At 43.0% G+C, this 23395-nt stretch carries 23 protein-coding genes; 16 read left to right on the top strand and 7 right to left on the bottom strand.

Going from position 1 to position 23395, the window contains the following annotated elements:
• Nucleotides 1-253: 253 nt before the first annotated feature.
• The 3 genes from ASU00_RS06185 to ASU00_RS06175 all read right to left on the bottom strand — a co-directional run bounded on the left by ASU00_RS06185 (nucleotide 254) and on the right by ASU00_RS06175 (nucleotide 3887).
• Nucleotides 254-1363 (bottom strand): histidine kinase N-terminal domain-containing protein, encoded by a 1110-nt coding sequence (locus ASU00_RS06185; protein WP_057912561.1) that lies wholly within the window; start codon nucleotides 1361-1363, stop codon nucleotides 254-256.
• A 678-nt stretch (nucleotides 1364-2041) separates the two neighbouring features.
• Nucleotides 2042-2929, bottom strand: coding sequence for a cation diffusion facilitator family transporter (locus ASU00_RS06180; protein WP_057912560.1), 888 nt, complete (start codon nucleotides 2927-2929; stop codon nucleotides 2042-2044).
• Between the two features lie 433 nt (nucleotides 2930-3362).
• A complete protein-coding gene (locus ASU00_RS06175; protein ID WP_161809704.1) occupies nucleotides 3363-3887 on the bottom strand; it encodes a universal stress protein in 525 nt (174 codons plus the stop codon).
• Nucleotides 3888-4090: 203 nt separating this feature from the next.
• On the opposite strand from ASU00_RS06175, the gene ASU00_RS06170 reads away from it, so the two are divergent.
• Complete coding sequence (locus ASU00_RS06170; RefSeq protein WP_057912558.1) at nucleotides 4091-6136, top strand: transglycosylase domain-containing protein; 2046 nt, start codon at nucleotides 4091-4093, stop codon at nucleotides 6134-6136.
• 25 nt (nucleotides 6137-6161) lie between these two features.
• The gene (locus ASU00_RS25335; RefSeq protein ID WP_161809703.1) at nucleotides 6162-6305 is read left to right on the top strand and encodes a hypothetical protein; all 144 of its coding nucleotides are present in this window, start codon (nucleotides 6162-6164) and stop codon (nucleotides 6303-6305) included.
• 51 nt (nucleotides 6306-6356) lie between these two features.
• Here the strand turns inward: ASU00_RS25335 and ASU00_RS06165 are convergent, their stop codons facing one another.
• On the bottom strand, nucleotides 6357-6665 hold the full coding sequence (locus ASU00_RS06165) for a hypothetical protein (RefSeq protein ID WP_057912557.1): 309 nt from the start codon (nucleotides 6663-6665) through the stop codon (nucleotides 6357-6359).
• Nucleotides 6666-6831: 166 nt separating this feature from the next.
• Here ASU00_RS06165 and iadA point away from each other — a divergent pair, with 166 nt between their 5' ends.
• The 6 genes from iadA to ASU00_RS06135 all read left to right on the top strand — a co-directional run bounded on the left by iadA (nucleotide 6832) and on the right by ASU00_RS06135 (nucleotide 15134).
• Nucleotides 6832-8007: a beta-aspartyl-peptidase gene (iadA, locus tag ASU00_RS06160; RefSeq protein ID WP_057912556.1), complete on the top strand. Its 1176-nt coding sequence runs from the start codon at nucleotides 6832-6834 to the stop codon at nucleotides 8005-8007.
• Between the two features lie 638 nt (nucleotides 8008-8645).
• Complete coding sequence (gene pdhA / locus ASU00_RS06155) at nucleotides 8646-9734, top strand: pyruvate dehydrogenase (acetyl-transferring) E1 component subunit alpha (protein WP_057912652.1); 1089 nt, start codon at nucleotides 8646-8648, stop codon at nucleotides 9732-9734.
• Nucleotides 9734-10717 (top strand): alpha-ketoacid dehydrogenase subunit beta, encoded by a 984-nt coding sequence (locus tag ASU00_RS06150; protein ID WP_057912555.1) that lies wholly within the window; start codon nucleotides 9734-9736, stop codon nucleotides 10715-10717. Before pdhA ends, ASU00_RS06150 begins: the two co-directional genes overlap by 1 nt.
• Before the next feature lie 27 nt (nucleotides 10718-10744).
• A complete protein-coding gene (locus tag ASU00_RS06145; protein ID WP_057912554.1) occupies nucleotides 10745-12019 on the top strand; it encodes a dihydrolipoamide acetyltransferase family protein in 1275 nt (424 codons plus the stop codon).
• A complete protein-coding gene (lpdA, locus tag ASU00_RS06140; RefSeq protein ID WP_057912553.1) occupies nucleotides 12019-13443 on the top strand; it encodes a dihydrolipoyl dehydrogenase in 1425 nt (474 codons plus the stop codon). The genes ASU00_RS06145 and lpdA overlap by 1 nt, the downstream gene beginning before the upstream one ends.
• A gap of 335 nt (nucleotides 13444-13778) precedes the next feature.
• On the top strand, nucleotides 13779-15134 hold the full coding sequence (locus tag ASU00_RS06135) for an amino acid permease (protein ID WP_057912552.1): 1356 nt from the start codon (nucleotides 13779-13781) through the stop codon (nucleotides 15132-15134).
• Between the two features lie 77 nt (nucleotides 15135-15211).
• Here ASU00_RS06135 and hisC read toward each other — a convergent pair whose 3' ends face one another.
• A complete protein-coding gene (gene hisC / locus ASU00_RS06130; RefSeq protein WP_152983689.1) occupies nucleotides 15212-16324 on the bottom strand; it encodes a histidinol-phosphate transaminase in 1113 nt (370 codons plus the stop codon).
• A gap of 174 nt (nucleotides 16325-16498) precedes the next feature.
• Here hisC and ASU00_RS06125 point away from each other — a divergent pair, with 174 nt between their 5' ends.
• Complete coding sequence (locus ASU00_RS06125) at nucleotides 16499-16942, top strand: Lrp/AsnC family transcriptional regulator (protein WP_057912550.1); 444 nt, start codon at nucleotides 16499-16501, stop codon at nucleotides 16940-16942.
• A 50-nt stretch (nucleotides 16943-16992) separates the two neighbouring features.
• On the opposite strand, the gene ASU00_RS06120 is transcribed toward ASU00_RS06125, so the two are convergent.
• Nucleotides 16993-17391, bottom strand: a complete 399-nt coding sequence (locus tag ASU00_RS06120) for a carboxymuconolactone decarboxylase family protein (RefSeq protein ID WP_057912549.1) — start codon at nucleotides 17389-17391, stop codon at nucleotides 16993-16995.
• A gap of 118 nt (nucleotides 17392-17509) precedes the next feature.
• Between ASU00_RS06120 and ASU00_RS06115 the strand changes: the two genes are divergently transcribed.
• From ASU00_RS06115 to ASU00_RS06085, 7 genes are all read left to right on the top strand, one after another.
• A complete protein-coding gene (locus ASU00_RS06115) occupies nucleotides 17510-17938 on the top strand; it encodes an Lrp/AsnC family transcriptional regulator (RefSeq protein WP_057912548.1) in 429 nt (142 codons plus the stop codon).
• A gap of 88 nt (nucleotides 17939-18026) precedes the next feature.
• Nucleotides 18027-18590: an RNA polymerase sigma factor SigY gene (gene sigY / locus ASU00_RS06110; protein ID WP_057912547.1), complete on the top strand. Its 564-nt coding sequence runs from the start codon at nucleotides 18027-18029 to the stop codon at nucleotides 18588-18590.
• Complete coding sequence (locus ASU00_RS06105) at nucleotides 18547-18891, top strand: YxlC family protein (RefSeq protein WP_057912546.1); 345 nt, start codon at nucleotides 18547-18549, stop codon at nucleotides 18889-18891. The genes sigY and ASU00_RS06105 overlap by 44 nt, the downstream gene beginning before the upstream one ends.
• On the top strand, nucleotides 18884-19102 hold the full coding sequence (locus ASU00_RS06100; RefSeq protein WP_057912545.1) for a hypothetical protein: 219 nt from the start codon (nucleotides 18884-18886) through the stop codon (nucleotides 19100-19102). Before ASU00_RS06105 ends, ASU00_RS06100 begins: the two co-directional genes overlap by 8 nt.
• On the top strand, nucleotides 19083-19397 hold the full coding sequence (locus ASU00_RS06095) for a YbjQ family protein (protein WP_057912544.1): 315 nt from the start codon (nucleotides 19083-19085) through the stop codon (nucleotides 19395-19397). Before ASU00_RS06100 ends, ASU00_RS06095 begins: the two co-directional genes overlap by 20 nt.
• An 88-nt stretch (nucleotides 19398-19485) precedes the next feature.
• The gene (locus tag ASU00_RS06090; protein WP_057912543.1) at nucleotides 19486-20031 is read left to right on the top strand and encodes a glutathione peroxidase; all 546 of its coding nucleotides are present in this window, start codon (nucleotides 19486-19488) and stop codon (nucleotides 20029-20031) included.
• Between the two features lie 706 nt (nucleotides 20032-20737).
• Nucleotides 20738-21670: a catalase family peroxidase gene (locus ASU00_RS06085; RefSeq protein WP_057912542.1), complete on the top strand. Its 933-nt coding sequence runs from the start codon at nucleotides 20738-20740 to the stop codon at nucleotides 21668-21670.
• Between the two features lie 52 nt (nucleotides 21671-21722).
• Here the strand turns inward: ASU00_RS06085 and ASU00_RS06080 are convergent, their stop codons facing one another.
• Nucleotides 21723-23393, bottom strand: coding sequence for an ABC1 kinase family protein (locus ASU00_RS06080; RefSeq protein WP_057912541.1), 1671 nt, complete (start codon nucleotides 23391-23393; stop codon nucleotides 21723-21725).
• Nucleotides 23394-23395: the final 2 nt, after the last annotated feature.

Below are 23395 nucleotides of genomic sequence, written 5' to 3'. Positions count from 1 at the left end.
TGTGGGATTCCGTTGAATCGTCCTTTTAGCCGGACGACTTAATTATCCCAGTCACCTCCCAAAACCAATAATGAATGAAATAATTGTCTTTTATGATTGATGATAAGTACCGGGTTATCTGTATGGAAATTTTTAATCTAGTAGGACATTCACCTCAGCCAGTAGTGGAGCCTATCTATTAGTATAAGTAAACTGACATCAATCAGTCAAAAATTTCACACGAAAAACCAAGGAAAATAAGGATAATTATTCATTATTTAGTTTGCAGTTGTATTGAAAAGGTCGTTAGGAAATCGGTTGAGTGACAAGATAAGGTTCCTTTATGTTTTAAAACGATTTCTTTACAGACGAATAGACCCAATCCCGTCCCCCTTTTTTTTGTGGTGATGAATGGTTCAAAAATATTCGGGAGGACCTCTTTAGGTATTTTCGGACCATTGTTGGAAATATTTAAGGTGAGAATGCCGGGTGGTGATTCAGAGCCGGATATATATATGGATGGGGAAGGCATCCCGGCAACTACATCAAGAGCATTTAAAATGATATTCAACAAAACTTGTCGGAATTCCTCTTCAGAACCGGTGATGACGGCATCATCGGCAACATTACATGTGATGGCAGCGTTCACTTCCAAAATGCTGGGATATAAAAATTCAATAACCTCATTAACCAGTTGAGAAATGGAAAACAGTTCAAATGGCGATTCTGAAGTTTCCTTTTTGGACATATTGAGGAATTGTGTAATCCGGTAATTGAGCTGATCCAACTCCTTTGAAATGATATCAAGGTATTTAATTTCAGATTGTTCCGCCTGTAACAATTGAATGAAACCCATGATGGAAGTCAAAGGATTACGGAACTCATGGACAAAGCTTGAAGTCATTTGGCCTAGTAGCGTCAGACGGTCTTTATGATTTGGGCTGATGAATTTATATCGTTCATCAAGCTCCTGCGTTTTCAACTCGGTATAATGGGATAATGCAAACTGAATGAGTTGATCGAAGTAAATGTTGATTTGTTTGATGAGGTCGGATATTTCTTCTTTAGGTACCTTGGAATTTAAGACGTGTTCAATGATAAGCGATCTCCCGATGGTTACTGAGGAGAAAAAGATTTCCATATTTAACTGCTTAGTAACTCGGTCGTACGCAATTTTTTTCCCAATTACCTTCAATACATCTTCTATGTCAGTATCTGATTTTCCAAGTTGATCCATCAGTAAATTAAAAATATTTTCAACTTCTCCCTTGAAGTAACCTATATATCCATCCGGTAAATGCATCAGCTCATCTTTCCATTTGGAAATGATCGTGATTCTTTGAGAAGATAAAAAGTGAATGGTCATTTCTCGATTAGATACCATTTTGCCCTCCATACTGTAGGAAAATGAATTTACTTTTAACCCAGTAATGTATTTTTTGGCTGTTTTCGCATACTTTTGCTATTCACGAAGTAATGCTGTGTGGTTGATTTCCCTCCGATGCTCAAGCTTATTTAGAGGGAGCCGTGAGCCTCCTCGACGCCTGTTAAGGTCCCACCTGTCCCGCTGAGTCTCGCAATCTGCTCCAATCAACCTTATATCGTTTCGGTTTAAAAACAATAATCCTTACGAAAAGAGCCATTTTTTTAGAAATTACAAAATATCAAAATAATTACATTATTTGTTTATGATAACAGATTAGTGAGGGTTATACATGTGTCAATTGGATAAATATTCGGCAATTAATCGAAGAATACCTTCTTTTGAGCTGGTTTTATCATTTCCCGTCAGAATACCTCTTCTTCAAGTGCCTGAAGTGAGAGAGCATGACGGCAAGGGGAGATGGATGGTGGTTGTCATAAGCCAGAGGGGATGCCAGGAAACGTAAGTTGTTTGGCAGTTACTACCTATGAGGGGGAAGGGGAACCCAATGGTCCTAAACAAAGCTTGAGAAATTCAACTAAAGGCTATATCCTTCCTTAAAACGATCCCATGCTGCCGTTTTTACTATAACCACCAAAGGTAAACAAAAGGACAAAGCTTTTGAGAAAGCTTTGTAAGTCAATGGCGGTTACCTTTTTTGTGAAAGGCAAACGGTTCGGTGTGTACGATTACATGCTGGATGTTATATTCTTTTAAAAGGTTCTCTTCAATTTTTACCGTAATATCATGACCTTGGATGACGGTCAAAAGAGGGTTGACGTGAACGGTGGTTTCGAGTAGGATTTCGTTTCCGTGCATACGAGCCTTAATTTGACTCATTTCTTTAACACCCTCTGTCAATAAAATGGTTTGACCAATCTTTTGCAGGAGTTGATCGTCGAAGCCATCGGTTAAAGAAATCGAGGCATCACGAAATATACCCCATGCCGTTTTGCAGATGATGATACCCACAACTGCAGCTGCTACCGCATCTAACCAAGCAACCCCCAGCTTAGTACCGAGGATTCCAATAAACGCACCGATACTGACAAGGGCATCAGAGCGGTTATCCTGTGCAACCGCGTAAATGGAAGAGCTGTTTATTTTTTTACTTAACGCTAAATTGAAACGATAGATACCGTACATGAAAATGGCAGAAAAAAGGGCGACATATGCGGTCAGCATATTGGGGACGGCTGTTGGATCTGACTGGAAGAAGGATTTAATCGCACTGAATACAACCTGCAGCCCCACGGTTATCATGATGAAGGCAGCCACTAGCGATGCTATCGTTTCCGCCCTTAAATGTCCGTATGAATGATTATTATCAGGTGGTCGCTTTGAAATTTTCAAACCGATCAATACCCCAATCGAGGCGATGATGTCGGTCGTATTATTTAAACCATCAGCCCATAGGCCTTTTGAATCACCGAAATAGCCAAACGACAATTTAAGAGCCGACAAGAATATGTAAGCGGCAATGCTTATGTAGGCGCCTTTTTCCGCCGAAATCGAATGTTTATCCATGTCTATCCCCTTCCGGATGTAATTAGGATTATCAAGATGCTACAACAAACCTTATTCAGCTATACAAACATGGTATTGAAAAGTTGGTTGGATGAAAGGGTATATCCAAACTGTTGCAATCATGTGTTGCTTTCATTCCTTTATGGAAACTAATAGTATATTCTAACCGAGGATCGAAAATTAAATACTTCGAGTTGTGTTGCCAAAAAGGCTGCGAGTGAACGGTTCTTCGTTCAGACGCGGTTTTGGTTACAAGAAATTTTTTGCTTGCTCATAAGGGTCAGAAAAGGGACAGGCTTAACGGTCCATTGATTAATGGGACTAACGAAGATGCCTTTGTTCGACAGCTTAATAGTCAATACAAAAAATACCAATAAAAAAACCGGATTCTCTATGGAATCCAGCTTTATCGGAAAAAGGCAAAATGAGTTGTTCATTTTGCAATGAATACCGAACAAGGGGCGTTTTTTGCAATGGAACTGCTTGTGCTGCCAAGAAAGAATTTTTCCAGCCCGCTTTTGTCGCTATTGCCGACGATGATGAGGTCAGCTCCAATTCTTTGAGCGTAGTCACAGATGCTATCTGGCGCATGTCCTTCCAATATTTCAAACTTCCCCTGCACTTGGTATTCACTTAGCAGCCTCAATGTATTGCTTTCAGCATTTTGGACACTATTATCGACGGTAGAGTGGGACACGGTTTCTTTATGTCGTTCCGGTTGTTCAACTTCAACGACGGGATGAGTTTGGAGGGGATCGACATAAAATCCAGCTGTAGGGACGAAGCCTGGAGCCGATGCATTTCCCATGATGCGCTGTTCCACCTTATTATTTAAGACGTGAACTACGGTAAGCTCAGTTTCCGGAAAGGCCTTTTTCAATGTTGCCCCATACTCAACAGCCCGTTTACTCTCCTCGTTACCATCAAAAGCGACGACAATATGCTTGAAGTTTTTCATCGATATCAACTCTCCCCATTTGGATGTCTTTAAAGTGTTATACCCACTTTCAGAACCATTAAGCCTTTTCACCGGAATAATGATTGACAAAGGTGGGTAAAGGATAGGTACGAACATTCTTTTTTTCGCTTGCCGGATCCTGGATACATAGCAAAATGAATAATCAATGAGTTTTCTTTCATAAAAAGGGTAAAATATTTTTAATGAATTATGACGCAGACGGGAAAATGGGGGTCCAAATGAGAGGGTTATTGAAATTAGGTCTACTGATTATAGTGGCAGCAGTGGTTGTGGGTGCCGGTTTTCTAATTTACTTCAGGCAGGGTGCAGATATAAGCCAGCTTGAAAATCACCTTCAGCAGCCTACGGGAATTTATGACTTGGATGGGAATTTAGCTAGCACGGTGACTGCCAATAAATCTGAGGGTGTTGCGATAAATGAAATCCCTGAACATATGAAACAGGCGGTGGTTTCCATTGAGGATCACCGTTTTTATGAACATCACGGCGTAGATTACCAAGGCATTTTGAGAGCCTTGGTCATAAATGCGAAGGCAGGCAGCGTAGTTGAAGGAGGGAGCACGCTTACGCAGCAGCTTGTGAAGATTACGATGCTTGAGTCGAATCGAACACTGAAAAGGAAGATGGAAGAATTCTTTCTCGCGCAGGAAGTCGAGGATGAATATACAAAAGATGAAATCTTGGAAATGTATTTGAATCAAGTATATTTTGGCCATGGGGCTTGGGGCATCAAAAAAGCAGCCAATGTTTATTTTTCCAAAGAAGTTTCCGAATTGAGCGTTTCCGAGAGTGCTTTACTGGCAGGCGTCATTAACCTGCCTTCCAAACTTGATCCATACAAGAATATGGATGGGGCAATGAAACGGAGAGATCTAGTTCTTTCAAGAATGGCGGAACATGGTTATTTGACGAAAGATGAAGAGGCAGCCGCTAAAAAAGATACAGTGACACTCATAATGGGGGAAAAGGAAACGGATCCACTTAAGGGGAGGTACCCTTATTTTGTCGATCATGTTTTAACGGAAGCATCCACTAAATACGGAATCAAGCTTGAGGATTTACTTACTAAAGGCTATAAAATTTATACGACATTGGATCAATCCATGCAGCAGGCGACGGAATCCGTATATGAGAATGATGCCAATTTCCCCAGCGGAACGAGTACGGAAGAAATGGTACAAAGCGGTTCCGTCCTTATGGATCCGAAAACAGGAGGAATAAACGCACTTGTCGGCGGGAGAGGAAAGCATCAATTCATGGGATATAATCGTGCTACCCAGCTGAGCAGGTCTCCAGGTTCAGCCATTAAACCACTTGTTGTGTACACGCCGGCAGTTGAAGCGGGTTATGATATAAACTCTCCTTTAAAGGATGAAAAAATGAGCTTCGGTGAATATGAGCCAACCAACTTGAACGGTCAATATAAAGGGGAGGTACCGATGTATGAAGCGGTGATGGACTCCTTGAATGTACCAACCGTTTGGCTATTGAATGAGATCGGCATCGATAAGGGTCTTGATTCACTTAAACGGTTTGGAATACCGTACGAAAAGGAAGATCGGAATTTAACGCTCGCTTTGGGCGGAATGAGGAAGGGAGTGTCACCGTTGCAGATGGCTGATGCCTTTTCCGCATTCGCCAACAACGGTGAAAGGATCGAGCCGCATGTTATAGTGAAAATTGAAAATCACGAGGGAAAAAAGACTGCCTCTCTGAAGGAGAACAGCACGAAAGTAACCTCTAAAGATGTTGTCGATAAAATGAATGCGATGCTGCTCGGTACAGTGGAATATGGCACAGGGAAAAACGCGGCGGTTTTTGGTCATGAAATCGCTGGGAAAACAGGGTCGACGCAAGTTCCGATAGAAGGAGTATCGGGGGTTAAAGATCAATGGTTCATAGGGTATACACCATCGTTGGTCGGTGCCGTGTGGGCTGGATACGATAAGACAGATGAAAATCATTATTTAACGACACATAGCAGCGAGGGAAGTGCGCTCATTTTTCAAAGGATAATGGCAAAAGCGCTCCAAAACCAAGCTGCGCAATCTTTTAAAGCACAAGACATCGGGCCGTTCATAGCTGAGCAGCAGGCGATCATAACGGAGCAAAAGGAAAAAGAAGAAGCAAAAGAAAAAGAAGATAAACGAAAGCAATATTGGATAGATAAAGGAAATGAAATAAGAGATGGCTTGAACAAATGGAGGGACTGGGAGGTACCGTGGTAATTTCCTGGCAAGGTGGATCGTTTGCATGCTTGACCTCGATGAAAGTAAACAACAAAAAGCCTGTAGGCAAGCTCGATCTTTATCGAGTTTACCTACAGGCTCTTCATCAGCATTAAAAAATGAAATTTACAATTATGCCGATCACGACGATCGCGCCAATCACCATTAAAATGGTTCTCATACTAAACACCTCTTCCATACGTAATGTAGTTCGAATCATTTATATATTAACAGTTTGGTTCGAATGAAAAGCGAATGAACTTTCATCATTCTCTTTACAAATATCCTGTACTTTTTCGAGCATAGCATGTACATTCTCGCCTTCAAGAATGACCTTCATGTTTGCACATTCCTGAAGGATGAGCACAAAAGATACAAATGTCGAAAGCTTCTTGGCATCGACCAATTTATGGTTGCAGATAAAATATATATTCCCTTTAAATTCTTTAGTAACTTGATATAAGTTCATGATTTGACGCATCGATAATCTTTTATTCGTTTTAATGTCAGAAGAAATCACTTTATTCATGTCGTTTACTCCTTTAGTTTTTATACTTTCAAAAAAAAGCATAATCAAGATGTCGGTTCAGCTACCATTTTTTTATGTAATTGTTAGCGTGTTATGTTGTATATTTACCCGTGTAAACGGATTTGAAACCTATTTGGCATGAACATTTTTGAAGGGAGAAGAAATGATGCTAACGCTTATAAAAAATGGGGAGGTTTATGGCCCGGAATATATGGGGCATAAAGACATCCTCTTGGTTGGAAGGCAAATCGGCTTCATAAAGGATAATATTGATGCACCTGCAAATTTCGTTGAATTGAAAGTGATTGATGCGAGCGGCCAAATCGTAGTTCCGGGGTTTATAGATGCACATGTACATATCATCGGTGGAGGCGGGGAAGGAGGCTTCAAGACGAGGACACCGGAAATCCAATTGACGGATGTGACGCTGGCAGGGATTACGACATTGGTCGGAGTGATCGGAACGGATGGAACGACAAGGACGATGCCAGCATTGATTGCTAAAGCGAGAGCGCTTGAAGAGGAAGGGATAAGCTGCTTCGTTCAGACCGGTTCTTATCAACTTCCAGTCAAGACGTTAACCGGGGGTGTCGAGGACGATTTGATTCTTGTCGATAAAATCATCGGTGTCGGAGAAATTGCCATAGCGGACCATCGTTCATCGCAGCCGACTGCTGCAGAACTTGCCAAACTTGCTTCACAGGCTCGAAATGGAGGTCTGCTTTCCGGGAAAGGCGGAATCGTGAACATTCATGTGGGCGACAGTCAAAATCTATTGAAGGTTATAGAAGAAGTCGTCGAAACCACCGATATACCGATAACTCAGTTTTACCCGACACATATTAATCGAAATCCGCACGTTTTCAAAGCAGGGTTGTTATATGCAAAAAGAGGCGGCTATATCGATTTTACGACAAGTACGGTCAAGAAATTCCTGGAAGAAGGCGAAGTGAAAGCAAGTACAGCAATAAAAATGGCACTCGAAGCAGGCGTTGATATCAAGCAGATCACCTTAACTTCAGATGGTCAAGCAAGCCTCCCCGACTTTGATGATGACGGGAAACTGCGAGGATTGGGCATAGGTACATGCAAGTCGCTTTATGAATCCGTGGTCGAGGCAATCCTGGAGGATGATGTGGCCACGGCTGATGCGATACAAGTCGTGACGGAAAATCCGGCAAATATCTTAAAACTCGCAAACAAGGGGCGGCTTAAGGCTGGGAATGACGCAGACTTGATCATAATGGATAAGCAGACGTTTGAAATCGATACCGTTATCGCGATGGGGCAAATCATGGTTAAAGAGGGAGCCGCGGTCGTGAAAGGAACATTCGAAAAATAGTTTTCTTCCATTATGAAGAAATCTAGTATATTAAGTTTCAGGTTGTTGAAAAAGTTTCGTAATGTCTCAATTCCGAATATTGGATATGATGCAGTTATAGCGAGAATACGGATAAAGCTGTAGGTCAATCGAGGTTTCAGCTACGTTTTCATTAAGATTGTAATGAAACAGTAAAATTCTACAAGCCTAAAAAGACCCATTATATGATGGGTCTTTTTAGGTTGGAAACGAACGAGGATATTTGGAGATATGCTTGTTCCACCCATGGACAGACAGTGTATTGGAGCAAGTTAAGGTCCCTATAACGCCAAAGATACACTTAAGTATGGATTGAGATTTCTTGAAGTTTTCCTGTTGATTTGGCATATTTTCAAAATGAAGGCGAAGCGGCAGAAAAGACATGCTAAAAAAAGGCAAAAAACGGAAAATTCATGCTATTTTACATATTATTAAAACGACCGATGTATTATCCTTTTATATAAGGAAATGCAATTTTCGAAAAAGCATTCATTTACAGCATAAAGGCCAATGAAACCGTTTTGGGCTGTTATTTCATGACTGTTCAAATCCTTGGTAAGGTTGCGAAACAAATCTATCTTAAGGGGAGAAATGATATGGAAAAGACGGGAAATCCAATAATGAAAGCGCATTCAAATGGTGACGAGCCAGAAATGTATCGTGTTTTGACTCCCGACGGAGAATTCATGGAAACCATTGATGAAAAAATCGATAAATCACTGATGCTGAAGATGTACGAAAGCATGCTTTTGCTCAGAACCTTTGACCGTAAATCAGTTAATCTCCAGCGACAAGGAAGAATGGGGACGTATGCGCCATTCGAAGGACAGGAGGCAGCCCAAGTAGGGAGTGCATTAGCGTTGTCGGCAGGGGATTGGATGTTTCCCACATACCGTGATCATGGGGCGGCAATCATCCACGGACAGGAATTGTATCGCGTTTTCTTATACTGGATGGCGCACTTGGAGGGATCGGTCTGCCCGGAAGGAAAGAGGATACTGCCCCCTAGTGTTCCCATTGCCACTCAAATGGTTCATGCGGTAGGAACAGCTTGGGCAAGTAAGCTTAAAGGGGAAGAAAATGTAAGCATTGCTTATTTTGGTGATGGAGCCACTTCTGAAGGGGACTTTCATGAGGCGCTGAATTTTGCAGGAGTCTATAAAACCCCGACGATCTTTTTTTGCCAAAACAATGGCTACGCGATCAGTGTGCCGTTTGAAAAGCAATCCGCCTCTAAAACAATTTCCCAGAGGGCTTCCGCATATGACATTCATGGGGTTCGAGTGGATGGGAATGATGTTATCGCCGTTTGGCTGACGGTGAAGGCGGCTGTCGAAAGAGCCCTCAAAGGCGACGGACCCACTCTGATTGAAGCGATTACCTTTCGCTATGGGGCCCATACTACGGCAGATAACCCGAACATATACCGGAATCAGGACGAAATCTCAGCATTTTGGAGGGAAAACCGTGATCCAATAACCCGTCTTAAAAAGTTTTTGTGTAAAGAAGGTCACTGGAATGAGGAACAGGAAGAAAAGATCATCAAGCAGTTCAATGAACAAATAGAAGCCCATCTACAAAAAGCGGAAGCATATCCGAAATCGGACCCTCTTGAAATGTTCAATCATGTATATGCAGGGGAGTCATGGCATCTAAAGGAGCAGCAGCAAGAATTGAGGCAAATCCTGAAGAAAGGTGTGAGGAAATGATGGGCAAAAGCTTAACGATGCTCCAGGCCATTACGGAAGCGATGAATCAAAAGCTTGATCAAGATGATCGTGTAATGATTTTGGGTGAGGATATTGGGGTGAACGGTGGGGTTTTTAGATCGACGGAAGGGCTTTATGAGAAGTATGGGAAGGATCGCGTTGTCGATACTCCATTGGCTGAGTCCGGAATCATCGGTTCTGCCATTGGGTTATCCCTTAATGGAATGCTGCCGATAGTGGAGATTCAGTTTCTTGCCTTTATTTATCCTGGATTCGAACAGCTCGTTTCACATGCAGCCCGTATGAGATATCGGACCCGCGGGCAATTCTCGGTGCCGCTGGTGATTCGTACGCCATATGGAGCGGGAATAAGAGGTCCGGAACTTCATTCCGAGAGTGTGGAAACCTTCTTTGCCCATACCCCTGGATTAAAGGTGGTTGCACCAAGCAATCCATACGACGCGAAGGGGCTGCTCATTTCTGCCATTGAAGATCCCGATCCGGTCATCTTCTTGGAACCGACTAAATTGTATCGGGCCTTTAAGGAACAAGTACCGGAAGAAATGTACCGAATACCAATTGGTCAGGCAAAAGTCGTCCAGGAGGGAAGTGACCTGACCATTTTTGCCTGGGGGGCCATGTTAAGGGAAGCGTTGAATGCCGCGAAAAAAATTGAAAAAGAAAAGGGCTGGAAGTGTGAAGTTGTCGATCTGCGGACATTGTACCCTTTGGATCGGGATACGATCGTACAATCCATTAAAAAAACAGGTCGTGCACTGATAGTTCATGAAGCCCATAAGACAGCTGGATTAGGTGCAGAAATCATCTCGATCATTAATGATGAAGCACTTATTTACCTGAAAGCACCGATTAAGCGTGTTACTGGGTTCGATGTACCGGTGCCACCGTTTTCAATAGAAGATCATTATCTGCCAACTGTCGAACGTGTTAAACAAGGGATTGTCGAAACGATTTCATTCTAATTGAGATTAGGAAGGAGAGGAAGATGCATGATTGAATTCAAACTTCCTGATGTAGGGGAAGGCATGCATGAAGGGGAAATCATCCAATGGCTAATCAAAGAAGGGGATGCGGTGACGCAGGACCAACCGATCGTTGAAGTGCAAACGGATAAGGTCAATGCCGAATTGACGGCCCCTATAACCGGAGTCGTCAAGAAAATCCTTTTTTCGGCAGGCGATACCGTGGAGGTGGGAACGACCATATTCACCATTCAAGAAGAGAACGAAATGTCTTTACCGGAAGCGGTCAGTGATGAAGGTGATAACAGCCTCGAGGAACCTGGTGATGGAATAGGAACAGATCGAATGAGTAAACGGCAACTTGAAGCAGGACGTGTATTGGCTACACCATTCGTGCGTCAAATGGCGAGGGAAATGAAGGTTGATATTCAGCAGGTTTCAGGTACGGGACCTGCTGGGCGAATAATCGAAAGTGACCTAAAGCAATTTGTAGAAACAAATTCGGTTTTGCAGGAACACCACAATCACGGCAATGACACGCTTCTTCGGAAACGGGACCCAATAAAGGATGCCAATCAGGCTAAGAATGCGGTAGCTGAGCCGGAGGAGCGCATCCTGCTCAAGGGGATCCGTAAGAAAATCGCTGAACATATGGTAAAGTCGGTTTCCACCATTCCTCATGTCACCCATGTCGATGAATTGGAAATGAATGCATTGAAGGAATTTAAGGATCAATTAAAGGCCTATTCCGAAGACAAAGAGATTAAATTGACTTTTTTACCGTTTTTCGTCAAGGCCATCGTCATTGCCTTAAAGGAGTTCCGCACTTTAAACGCTTCAATAGATGAAAAGACTAAGGAAATCATCTTGAAACACTATTATCATATAGGAATTGCCACGAATACGAATGAGGGTCTCATGGTACCAGTCATTAAACATGCAGATCAGAAAACGATTTTTGAATTGGCGGATGAAATCAGGCAGCTGGCAACCGATGCCAGGGAGGGAAAGCTGAGCCTGGAGCAAATTACAGGAAGTACCTTTACGATAAGCAATGTAGGACCGATCGGAGGGATACATGCGACCCCGATCATCAACTATCCGGAAGCGGCGATATTAGCGCTGCATAAAATGGAGCCGCGCATGGTCGTTCGGGATTTGGAGGGGGTGATCCGCTTGATGATGAATATGTCTTTATCCTTCGATCACCGCTTGATTGATGGTGTTATAGCTGTACAGTTTACCAATCGGATCAAGGAACTGCTGGAGAATCCAATTCGTTTAGTTGTGGAGATGAGATAATGGTAGTAGGGGAAGTTGCTGTGGAAACCGATGTTTTAATCATAGGAGGTGGTCCGGGGGGATATGCTGCGGCAATCCGTCTCGGACAGTTAGGGAAAACGGTCGTATTGGTTGAAAAGGATAAGCTCGGCGGAGTTTGTCTCAATAGGGGGTGCATCCCTTCGAAGGCTTTGATACACACGGCTGACCAATTCCACAAGCTTACCGATTTAGGAAAGATGGGAATCAAGCTTCCCGAGGAAAGCATCACGATGGATCTTAATGCGTGGCAGGGTTGGAAGGGTGGAGTTATTTCCCAGTTGACTCAGGGGATAGCCCATTTGTGTAAAGAAAATGGTGTAACCGTGGTTCAAGGTCAAGCGACCTTTTTATCCGATGACCGTGTTAGTGTGGAAACTGAGGGCGATTTTGAAACCTACAAGTTTGAACACGCAATCATTGCGACGGGGTCGAGGCCCTTCATTCCTTCATTCATCGAAGTGGATGGAGAGTATATACTGGATTCGACAGCCTCCTTGCAGCTGCAGGAAGTTCCAGCTAGCTTGTCGATCATCGGCGGGGGCTATATCGGAATCGAATTGGGCATGGCCTTTGCAAAGCTAGGAACTAAAGTGACCATCATCGAGATGGCTGACCGCATCCTCCCGCAGGTTGCCCAACACCTGGTCAAGGAGGTTATCCATAATGCGCAGAAGCTTGGTATGAATATAAAAACATCAGCCAGGGTAGAAAAGGCGAGTGTAGTCGATGGTCAGGTTTATCTTCATATTCACTCTGAAAAACTGGGTACGGAAATGATCGTCAGTGAAAAGTCGCTTGTTACAATCGGGAGAATTCCTAATACGGAAGAGTTAGGCCTGAATCGTGCAGGGGTCAATGTAGGTGGAAAAGGCCATATTACAGTAGATATGGAATGCCGGACTAATGTGCCGCACATCTTTGCCATCGGAGACATTACGCCTGGTCCGGCCCTTGCTCATCGGGCTTCCAAACAGGGAGTGGTGGCAGCGGAAGTGATCTGTGGGATGCCTAGTGCTAATGATTCACCCTATGTACCATATGTCATCTTCTCGGAGCCGCAAATAGCAGGAGTCGGTATCACTCGTGAAGAAGCCGAGCGACAGGGCTACAGCGTCAAGACCGGCAAATTCCCTTTCAGTGCGAATGGCAGGGCACTTGCAACGAATGAAATGAAGGGGTTTGCTGAAGTGATCGTGGATGAGGATAGCCACATATTGCTTGGCATGCATATGGTTGGTCCCGATGCCTCCAACCTGATAGGAGAAGGTGTTCTTGCCCTTGAATTGGCAGCACGGGTCGAGGACATAGCCCTTAGCATCCATCCGCATCCAACTTTATCGGAAGTATGGATGGAAGCGGCGGAGGCTACGTTAGGTCATGCGATTCATATCATAAATAATTAAAATATTCTTAATACATGGGGATTACCACTGTAGTCCCCTGCAAGACTAGTGAAATCAGCATTTTGACCCTGTTTTTTGGCGAATTAACCACGAAAAAACGATGTTTGTGCATACAGGAACTGTAAAAGCTTACAATGTTTCCTCTTGTAAAACTACCTGCATATTGATATATTTTTATCTTGGTGAAGAAGTGGTTTTCAAGCAAGCAGTGCCTGCTTCCACGCTTTTTCCATAACGGTTGATGAGAATCTAACCTATCAAGTCGCCATTCGCTTGTTGCATGGGGATTTTGACTTTTTATACGTAACATTATGGAATGAAGGAGGCAGATGCAAATGGAATCAAATGGTGGGTCACTTCAAAAGAGATTGCTGCCGCGACATATTAGCATGATGGCTATGGGAGGGGCAATCGGTACAGGGATTTTTCAAGGAAGTGCCGAAACCATATCATTAGCAGGACCAGGCGTTATTTTTACTTATATTTTTGCAGGACTATTACTTCTTGTCGTTATGGGAGCCATAGCGGAAATGGCAATCGCCTACCCAAATACGAATATGAAAGGCTTCATTCAAAAAGCATTCGGCAAGCGCAGTTCCTTCATTATCGGCTGGATGTATTGTTTCATGTGGCTGTCCGTGTGTGTCATCGAGGTAGTGGTGGCAGGAAGCTTCTTGCAATACTGGCTCCCGGGAATCCCGCTATGGGTATTAAGCTTGGCGTGTACAGCCTTGATCATTGGGGTCAACATGATGAATGTGAAAAACTATGGTGAATTCGAATTTTGGTTTGCCGGCATAAAAATTGCAATGATCATCTTATTCATTATTTTGGGAGCTTGTATTTTATTTGGAATCATCCCAAGCGGCGGATCTAATTATCTGCACAATTTTACAGGACATGGCGGTTTCTTCCCTAATGGGTGGCTGTCCATCCTTTCGGCCTTACTGATCGTAATGTTCTCATATGGCGGTTCCGAGTTAATCGGATTGACGGTAACGGAAGCAAAGGATGCAGAGCGCATCTTGCCGAAGGTCATCAAAAGCTATATTTGGAGAATCATTTTATTCTTCACCTTGCCGATACTTGTAATCTGCGGGTTGATCCCATGGAACGAGATTACCGACCAATCAAGTCCTTTTGTCCAAGTTCTATCGATGTCCGGCTTTCAAGGGTCTGCCCACATCATGAACTTCATCCTAATAACGGCTGTCTTATCTGCCGCTAATTCCGGAATATATGGGTGTACCCGGATGTTGCATTCATTGGCTGCAGAAGGGGAAGCGCCCAAAGCGTTCTCATATGTTTCTGAAAATGGCGTTCCCATGTATAGTTTGGTGCTAAGTGCCGTTGTTTTGGTGGCTGGTTCGATGATCACCTACGTTGCACAGGACAAAGCATTTATTTTATTAATGGCGATACCGGGCTTTGTCGTTTCACTAGTATGGATTAGCATTTGTTTAGCGCAGCTAAAACTTCGCCGTTCATATACTAAAATTCCGAGCTTTAAAGTGTGGGGGTTCCCATATGTAACCTCATTTGCAGCCATCACCTTAAGCATCATTAGCCTCAGCTTCGTGTTTAGTGAACAGAATCGGATCAGTATCATTACTTGTCTTTTAGTCTTGGCTGTCTTAACCGTTATTTCAATCTTTAAATTTAAAAGAGTGGATGGTAACCAACCATCTTAAAAAAGGATTCCATTAAATGAATCTATGTAAAAGATACGTCATGGACGACGAACGTCCATGACGTATCTTTTTTTAGATCAAACACTAGCCGTTTCATTGGTTGCATTTTGCAAGCATGTTATGAACTTCTCATTTCCAAGCGGAGTGCCGATGGTCACACGAATAGTATCGGCATAACCAAGCAAATGACCGGAGCGGGTTATGACACCGGAAGTCAATAGCTTCTCGAATACACTCTTGCCAGGCTGGTTCAGCTTAATCATTAAGAAATTGGCATGTGAAGGAAAGAATGCCAACCCCATCCTGCTCAGTTCGGTTTCCAAATATTTTCTTCCTTCCTCGTTCCTGCGGGCGCATTGCTCAACGAAAGCATCGTCGTCCAACGAGGCGAACGCTGCAGCTTGAGCAAGCCGGTTCGTATTGAATGGTTCTTTCACTTTATTGAGCTCTTGGATGATGGAGGCGTCCATTATACCGTATCCGATCCTTAATGCAGCCAAGCCATGGATTTTTGAAAACGTACGTAAGATGACAAGATTTTCATGATTAGCTAAAAGGGGCAAGGTTTCCAAATAGTCTTCATCATTGACATACTCATAGTAAGCTTCGTCAACAATCAGTAAAATATGTTTCGGTACGTTTTCGATAAAGGCTCTTAACCTTTCCTTTTCAACGATCGTTCCTGTCGGATTATTGGGATTACAGATAAAAATCATTCTCGTATTTTCCGTTATGGCACCGTACATCGCCTGAAGGTCATGCGCGCCATTCATGAGAGGAATCTTGACAGGCGTACCGCCGTCGATCAAAACATTCGTTTCATAGCGCGGAAAGGTAACATCAGCCATGATGACCTCATCTTTTTGTTGGATATACGTTCTTGTTAACAGGCGAATCACTTCATCCGATCCATTCCCCAAGATGATTTGATCTTGTTTAATGGATAATTTCCTTGCTAGTTTTGCCGCTAATGACGGAGCCGTACTTTCAGGGTAAAGTGATGCTTGCTCCATTTCGGCAATCATGGCTTCTTTTGCTAGAGGTGAGCAGCCGTATGGATTCTCATTGGACGCCAATTTGACGATCGTTTCCAGACCTAATTCGCGTTGCACTTCTTCGATGGGTTTACCGGAAACATAAGGGCTTAATTCCTCAATTTTTTTTCGAACCGGGATTTTGCCAAAGGTCAATGCATGTTCCTCCTTTTTTAAATTCAGAATTTTCTTTTTCTATTTTGGTAATTTTAATGATAGAATATTAACTGTCAAAATTATATACAAAAAAGAACGTATTTACTGCTTACCATCCACCATTTTAAAGAAATATAGCCTTATATTCCTTCATTATGAAAGGCGGTTTGTTTCATGGATGAAATAGATGTCAGTTTACTAGAACTTTTACAAATGAATGGACGGATGACGATAAGTGAACTATCAAAGAAATTGGCCTTAAGTCGACCTAGCATTTCTGAACGTATGTATCGCCTGCAAGAAAAGGGAATCATCGAGGGCTTCAGTGCAAGGGTCTCCCCACCCGCAATCGGAAGAGGGGTGCTTGTGTTCATTCAAGTGAGTGAACTTAAGGTTTCCGTTTCCGACTTTGAGCAATTAGTGATAAATGATTTTGATATAATTGAATGCCATCGGGTAACGGGGACAGTAGGCTATTTCCTGAAGGCGGCATTAACTGATATGGATAGCATGAGGTTACTGATAGATCGTTTAATTCCCTATGGGCACCTGAATACTTCCATAGTCTTGACATCCCCTGTACCTTCACGTTCCATACTTCCAAAAATCAGTCAATGAAAGGATGACATCAGAATGGAACAGGGTTAGACCACTGTTCCTTTTTGGTGTTATTTTAGCTCCATCAGTGCCCCGAAATATTGTTGGGCGGTTGTAAAGCAAATAAAAGCCAATAGTTCCGAAATTTCTTCATCCGTAAGCGCTTCTTTCAACACTTGGAAAAATTTATCCTCCGTTTTTTCACGCTGGGTTAGGAATACTTCTGCAAACCCAAGAGCATGGCTTTCTTTTACCTCGCTTGGCTTTAGTGGCGTTCCTTTTGCCTGACAGTAAGAGCAGCCGTTACCGAATGCCAGCACCCTCCTGACACTTTCCTTCAATTCCTTCGAGAGCTTCCCATCTACAGATACACACTCTGAAAGGTCTGACCATTTTTGCAAAATACCTTCGGAATGAAATAATCGTTGAAACGGACTGGTCCCAAGTTCTGAATTTATTATTCTTGTCATGAACATCTCTCCTTTGAGATAATCTTAATATAAAAATATCGTCATTTTAATTTCGTTTGTAATGTTATTTTGCATAAATATAATAGATTGTAAAGAAAAGAAAGGGAATGTTATTCAAATGAAAATCGATGAAAAAGATAGGCACATCCTTGCTGAATTAACGTTGAATAGCCGGGTCTCAATGAGGGAATTGGCAAAGAAGATAGGACTTTCTGCTCCCACTGTTACCGAACGGGTCCGGCAAATGGAGTCGTTCGGCATCATTAAAGGATACGTTGCCGAGATTGACCATAAGAAGATTGGTTTTCCGATTGAGTGTATCGTGGAAGCAACAATAAAAAATGGGGAATATGAGAAATTCAAAAAGTATATTTCCACGCTGCCGAACGTTGACTTTTGCTATCGGATTGCCGGGCAGGCTTGCTTTATGCTAAAAATTCGCAGTGAGAGCCTGGAAAAAGTCGAGGAATTCATCAATCAAACCATTCACTTTGCGGCAACGGTGACGCATGTGATCCTTTCGGAAGTTGAGCGGAAACATGAATGATGATTTTTTTCATCTTTCGTGAACGAATCCTTCTTCCCAAACGTCAAATTAATATAACGGGTAGGGAAATGAGAGTGGGTGATTCTAGGTGGACGAGAAAAATCTAATTAAAGCGGCAAAAAAGGGGGATGACGGAGCTTTGGCGGAATTGTTTCAAAGTTCCTATCCTTTCCTGCTTAAATATTTATTGAAATTGACCTTTAATCTCCAGAATGCGGAGGACTTGGCTCAGGAGACCTATTCGAAGGCCATCGAAAATCTTTCAAGATTCAAGGGGACTTCAAAATTTTCCACTTGGTTGATTTCCATTGCAACACGGCTATATTTGGATCAAGAACGGAAGCGGAAACGCGAATTCAACTGGATGAAACAAGAGCAGTCAGTGCGCAAGCTGAAATGGGAGGCACAAAGCAATAACCAAGTATGGGATGATGTGTTGGAGGCGTTAGGACAGTTGAATGATGGTTTGCGGGTGCCGGTCATATTGAAGCATTACTATGGTTTTTCTTACGAAGAAATAGCGGCAATAATCAGCATTCCGGAAGGGACGGTAAAATCCCGTGTCCATAAGGGCATCAAAGTCATAAGAAAGGAGTTGACACCGATTGATGAAGGATCAGTCAGGATATCCAAAACGCTCAGCCAAGAATGATCAGGATGTAGTCGACCAATTGAATCAGAGCCTGGAGAAATTTGATGTGGCGATTTCTTTTGAGACCCCACATCCGTCGCATTTTAAAGAGAAAATTAAAATTCAGCGTGCAGAGTCTAAAAAAAAGCGGTTGCGAGAGCTGCTTATCTTTACAGTAACTGCTGCAGTCATTCTATCTTTCCTGTTTTTTGCGCTATATCTTCAGCCGGAAATGTTCCTATTGCTCCAGGTGCTGACCGTGGTGTTCATTTGTTGTTATACGGTACATGTGAAAAGGAAGGTGAAGATGAGTCATGAGTAATCTTGAGATATTTGCTTTAGTTGTCTGTGGGCTGATTTTACTAACCCAAAGCATTTTTCTATTCACCGATGCCAGGAAGAATGGATTCAACCAATGGATGTGGGGGATTCTTGGGTTGATTCAAGCCCCGGTCCCGATAATTTTTTATATGATCGTTAAGAAAATCAGAAAAAAGGAAGAGGATGAATTATATGATTATCGTGACTACTAATACTGTTCCTGGTAAAGAAATCAAAGATTTAAAGGGGCTTGTTAAGGGGAACTGTGTTCAATCCAAACATATCGGAAAAGATATCCTTGCTGGATTAAGAACAATAGTCGGTGGTGAAATCAATGAGTATACCGAAATGACGAAAGAGGCCAGGCAAAAAGCAATTGGCAGGATGGTGGAAGAAGCGAAAGAAAGAGGAGCGAACGCCATCGTTGCCATGCGTTTGGAAACTTCAGCCATCATGCAAAACACTTGTGAAATCATCGCTTATGGCACTGCCGTTCATGTGATATGACAAAAAATATAGGTCCACTAAGATACTTTCTTTTGTTCTTTTTGCTATGTATCGTATATCCTTAAACTCATAAGAGGAGGAATGAAGAGTGGGTATTTATGAATTTTCAGCAACACGTATCAATGGGAAGGAAGTTTCTTTGGAGGAATATAAAGGAGACGTCCTCATTATTGTCAATACGGCAAGCGAGTGTGGATTCACTCCGCAATACGAAGATCTTCAAAAGCTTTATGATCGATATAAAGATAAAGGACTTAATATTTTAGGCTTTCCCTGCAATCAATTCGGTGGTCAAGAGCCTGGAAAAAATGAAGAAGTAGAGACGTTTTGCCAATTGAATTACGGCGTTAGCTTCCCATTATTCAATAAAGTCGATGTAAGAGGAACCCAAGCACACCCTTTATTCCAATATTTAACCGATCAAGCCCCGTTTACTGGACTTGACAAAAAACAAGGCGACGGAAAAATGATGCAAGCAATGTTGCAAGAGCATCATCCGGAATTTATGAAAGATGATTCAATTAAGTGGAATTTCACCAAGTTTTTAATTGATCGTGATGGAAATGTCGTGAAGCGTTTTGAATCGGTCGAAGCCCCTTTCGAAATGGAAAGTGATATTGAAAAGCTTCTTTAGGTCTTGATACGTAATTTGATCTGAATATAATTGGTCGGCAGGGTGTAGATAAACTTGAACTGCCCCGTACATGTTAGACACAAAACTAACATGTACGGGTTTTTTGGGTTTAAAATTGCCCGCAGTTTTGGAAGATTTGTACTTAGCCCGTTTCATTGCACTGCAGGTGCTTAGCTTTCCAGAGGCGGTCAGGGAGCCTTGCGTCTGTTGATGTTGAGATTGTTTCCTTACTCATGAATTTCGCTGCTTTACTCGCGAATTGAGTGCTCGACTCGTTTTTTAGCTGTTTTCTATCCAACTTAAAGGATAATTCGACCTGTGCGGAAATAATTCGACCAACTCAAAGAATAATAATGGTCTCCCGTGACGCGCAATTCCCGCAGGAGTCTCGCGCCTTGCATTGCATTCCACTTTGAGTGAAAACTAAGTTTGTAGACTGCTTGCACACAGTTGGAGAATTTGAACTTGAAGCGTTATTACCTTCCACTGCAGGTACTGAACTTTCCAGAGGCGGTCAGGGAGCCTACTAGGCACCTGCGGGGTTCTCCCTAGACGCGTTTTTTCTAACAAACTGATGTCCGAATAGATTCCAGGGTTAATTTAGATTGTACTTGTAAAAATTATTCGAATGCAAGTTTACCTTGAATAGGCTAATGGAATAATGGGTACAGGTAATAGTGAATTTGAATAGATGGGGTGAGATGCAATGGAGGGAAAGGACAACTTAAAACCAGAACTAGCCAGTGAGGCGGTTGATGCGATTGAAAAAGTAGTTGGAACATATCCGGGCTACCGTCGGGCACATGCGAGGGGATATATGTTTAAGGGGGTTTTTACGCCGAACGGAAAAGCATCGCCGTTAACGGTGGCTGCCCATCTTCAGGATGAAGCCGTGCCTGCGGTCATTCGGTTTTCCAATAGCTCACCGGTCCCAAGTCATACTGATGCCCATTCACCTGTAAAAGGCATGGCCGTCAAGTTTCAATTGCCAGGTGGGGAGGAAACAGATCTCATTACGGTGACCATTCCGCTCTTTTTTGCGAAAACGCCTGAAGCCTTTGTTGATATTGCTCACTTTATCAAATCTGCAAAAGACGGTTTCCCTAATCTGAAGGAGCTGGGGAAAATTCTGTTGGAATACCCTGAGAGCAAGGCAGGCTTGGAAATGCTTAAAGAAATGCGTTCTCCAGCCAGTTTCGCAACGTGTCAATATTACTCTATACATGCTTTCTACTTCATGAACGCACAAGGAAGGCGTCAGGCGATCAAGTATGAATGGGTACCTGATGCAGGCCTTAGCATGCTGGCTAAGAAGGAGGCAGCGGAGCATCCGGCGGATTATTTGAAAGAAGAAATGGAAGAAAGGCTCAAGCAAGGACCAGTAGGCTTTAAATTGAACATTCAAATAGGAGGAGAAAATGACCCGACTGACGATCCGACCATCGCTTGGTCGGAAGACAAACAGGTAATTACCGTCGGTCATTTAATGATTACTGATAGAGTGGAATCTTCTGTAGATCACCTGCTGTTTGATCCCACCAATATCCCTCAAGGAATTGAGTGCTCGAATGATCCAATCCTGCATTTTCGACATCGCGCATATGCCGTTTCATATGAGCGTCGCACACATGGCCAATGAATGACAAAGAGCAAAGCCCAAAATCAAGGGTTTTGCTCTTTCTTTTGTACGTTTACATTTTCCCCGATCTGAAAATGGTGTAAAGCATGAACAAAAACATCAGGGTGGCAACGACAAATCCAATTTCGATCACCGGGATTTTCCATAGCAGCAGCGTTTCCCCGCCTATCGCCGAGCCGATAATGAGACCGACCATGATAATGCTGAAGGCAAGCAGGATGATACTGAAGGAAAGGCGGTTCGAGATTTGATCAAGCTTATGTAAAAAAACTTGAAGTTCGGGAATGTTGATATCCAAGCGTAATTTCCCTTTTTTGATGATGCCTGTTACTTCCCTGATATCCTTCGGAAGTTCAGCGATGGCTTCAGCCGACTCGATAAATTGGCTCCACGTGTTCCTTGCAATGTTTTTCGGATTGTAGCGTTCCTTGAAAAGCCTTTCCCCAAAAGGTTCGGCGGCCTTCATGATGCAAAAATGAGGATCCAGCTCCTCGACTATTGCCTCCATCGTAAGCAAAGCTTTACCGAGCATGGTGAATTCCGGGGGAATTTGAATATGATGCCGATTGGCCACCGTGAACAGATCATTGACCGCTCCGCCTAAGCTGATTTGACTTAATGGGATATCATAATATTTATTTCGCAAATCATCAATATCACCCCTCAATGCAGCCATATCGGTTTCGTCCGTCAGAAGCCCCATATCGGAAAGCGTTTTGATCAGGCCATTGGTACTTCCGCGTTTCAGATTGATGACAAGCGAGGCAAACTGATACTTCATTTCGTCCTCCAATCGTCCCACCATACCGAAATCCATGAGTGTAACGACATTCCCCGGCAAAATGATGATATTGCCAGGATGGGGGTCGCCGTGGTAAAAGCCATCGATCAAAATTTGCTGAAGCATCGAATTCGTTAATCTTTCGGCGATTATTCTTCGATCATAACCTTGTTCATCAAGCTGTTTATAGTGATTGATCTTTATTCCTTGGATGAAATCCATCGTCAAGATTCTTTTGGTCGAATACTCCCAATGAATTCTCGGTATCTTCAGCCCCTGATCATGAATGAATTGCTTGGCTATCCTCTCCCCATTGCGGCCCTCTGAATTATAATCGAGTTCTGCGCGAAGAGATTTAGCGAATTCATCAATCATTTTCCTGATTTGGTAGCGCCTTGCCCAGGAAATGCGCGCTTCCATCAGTCTAGCCAGATCATCGAGGATTTCCAAATCCGTTTCCACTGTCGGCATAATATCGGGACGCTGGACTTTGATCGCTACAACTTCCTGTGATGGAAGCCGTGCAGCATGGACCTGTCCAATCGAAGCGGTTGCAAGCGGTTTTTGTTGAAATTCGAGAAAAAGGTTTTCCAAAGAGTCACCCAATTCTGCTTCAACTATTTTGCGAACCTTATCAAAAGGAAAGGGGGCGACCTGGTCCTGCAGTTTTTCCAGTTCCCGGACAATTTCTTCCGGAACGAAATCACGCCGAGTACTTGCAATTTGTCCAAGCTTAATGAAAGTAGGGCCCAGGCTTTGTAATATCGTTTGCAGCCTCTCTCCGATCGAGCGGAGGTTCAAGTTTTCATCGGGCTGGAGGTTCGATGCTGCCTTGCTTTCCGATAACCCGAGACGATAGATGAAGTATCCAAAACCATTTTTCAAAAAGGCATTAATGATTTCTTGGTAACGATGTGCGTGTTTGAGTCGTTTTCCAAACATTA

This window comes from Peribacillus muralis, from assembly GCF_001439925.1.
Taxonomy (GTDB): domain Bacteria; phylum Bacillota; class Bacilli; order Bacillales; family DSM-1321; genus Peribacillus; species Peribacillus muralis.
This window is presented reverse-complemented; position numbering and strand designations above follow the sequence as displayed.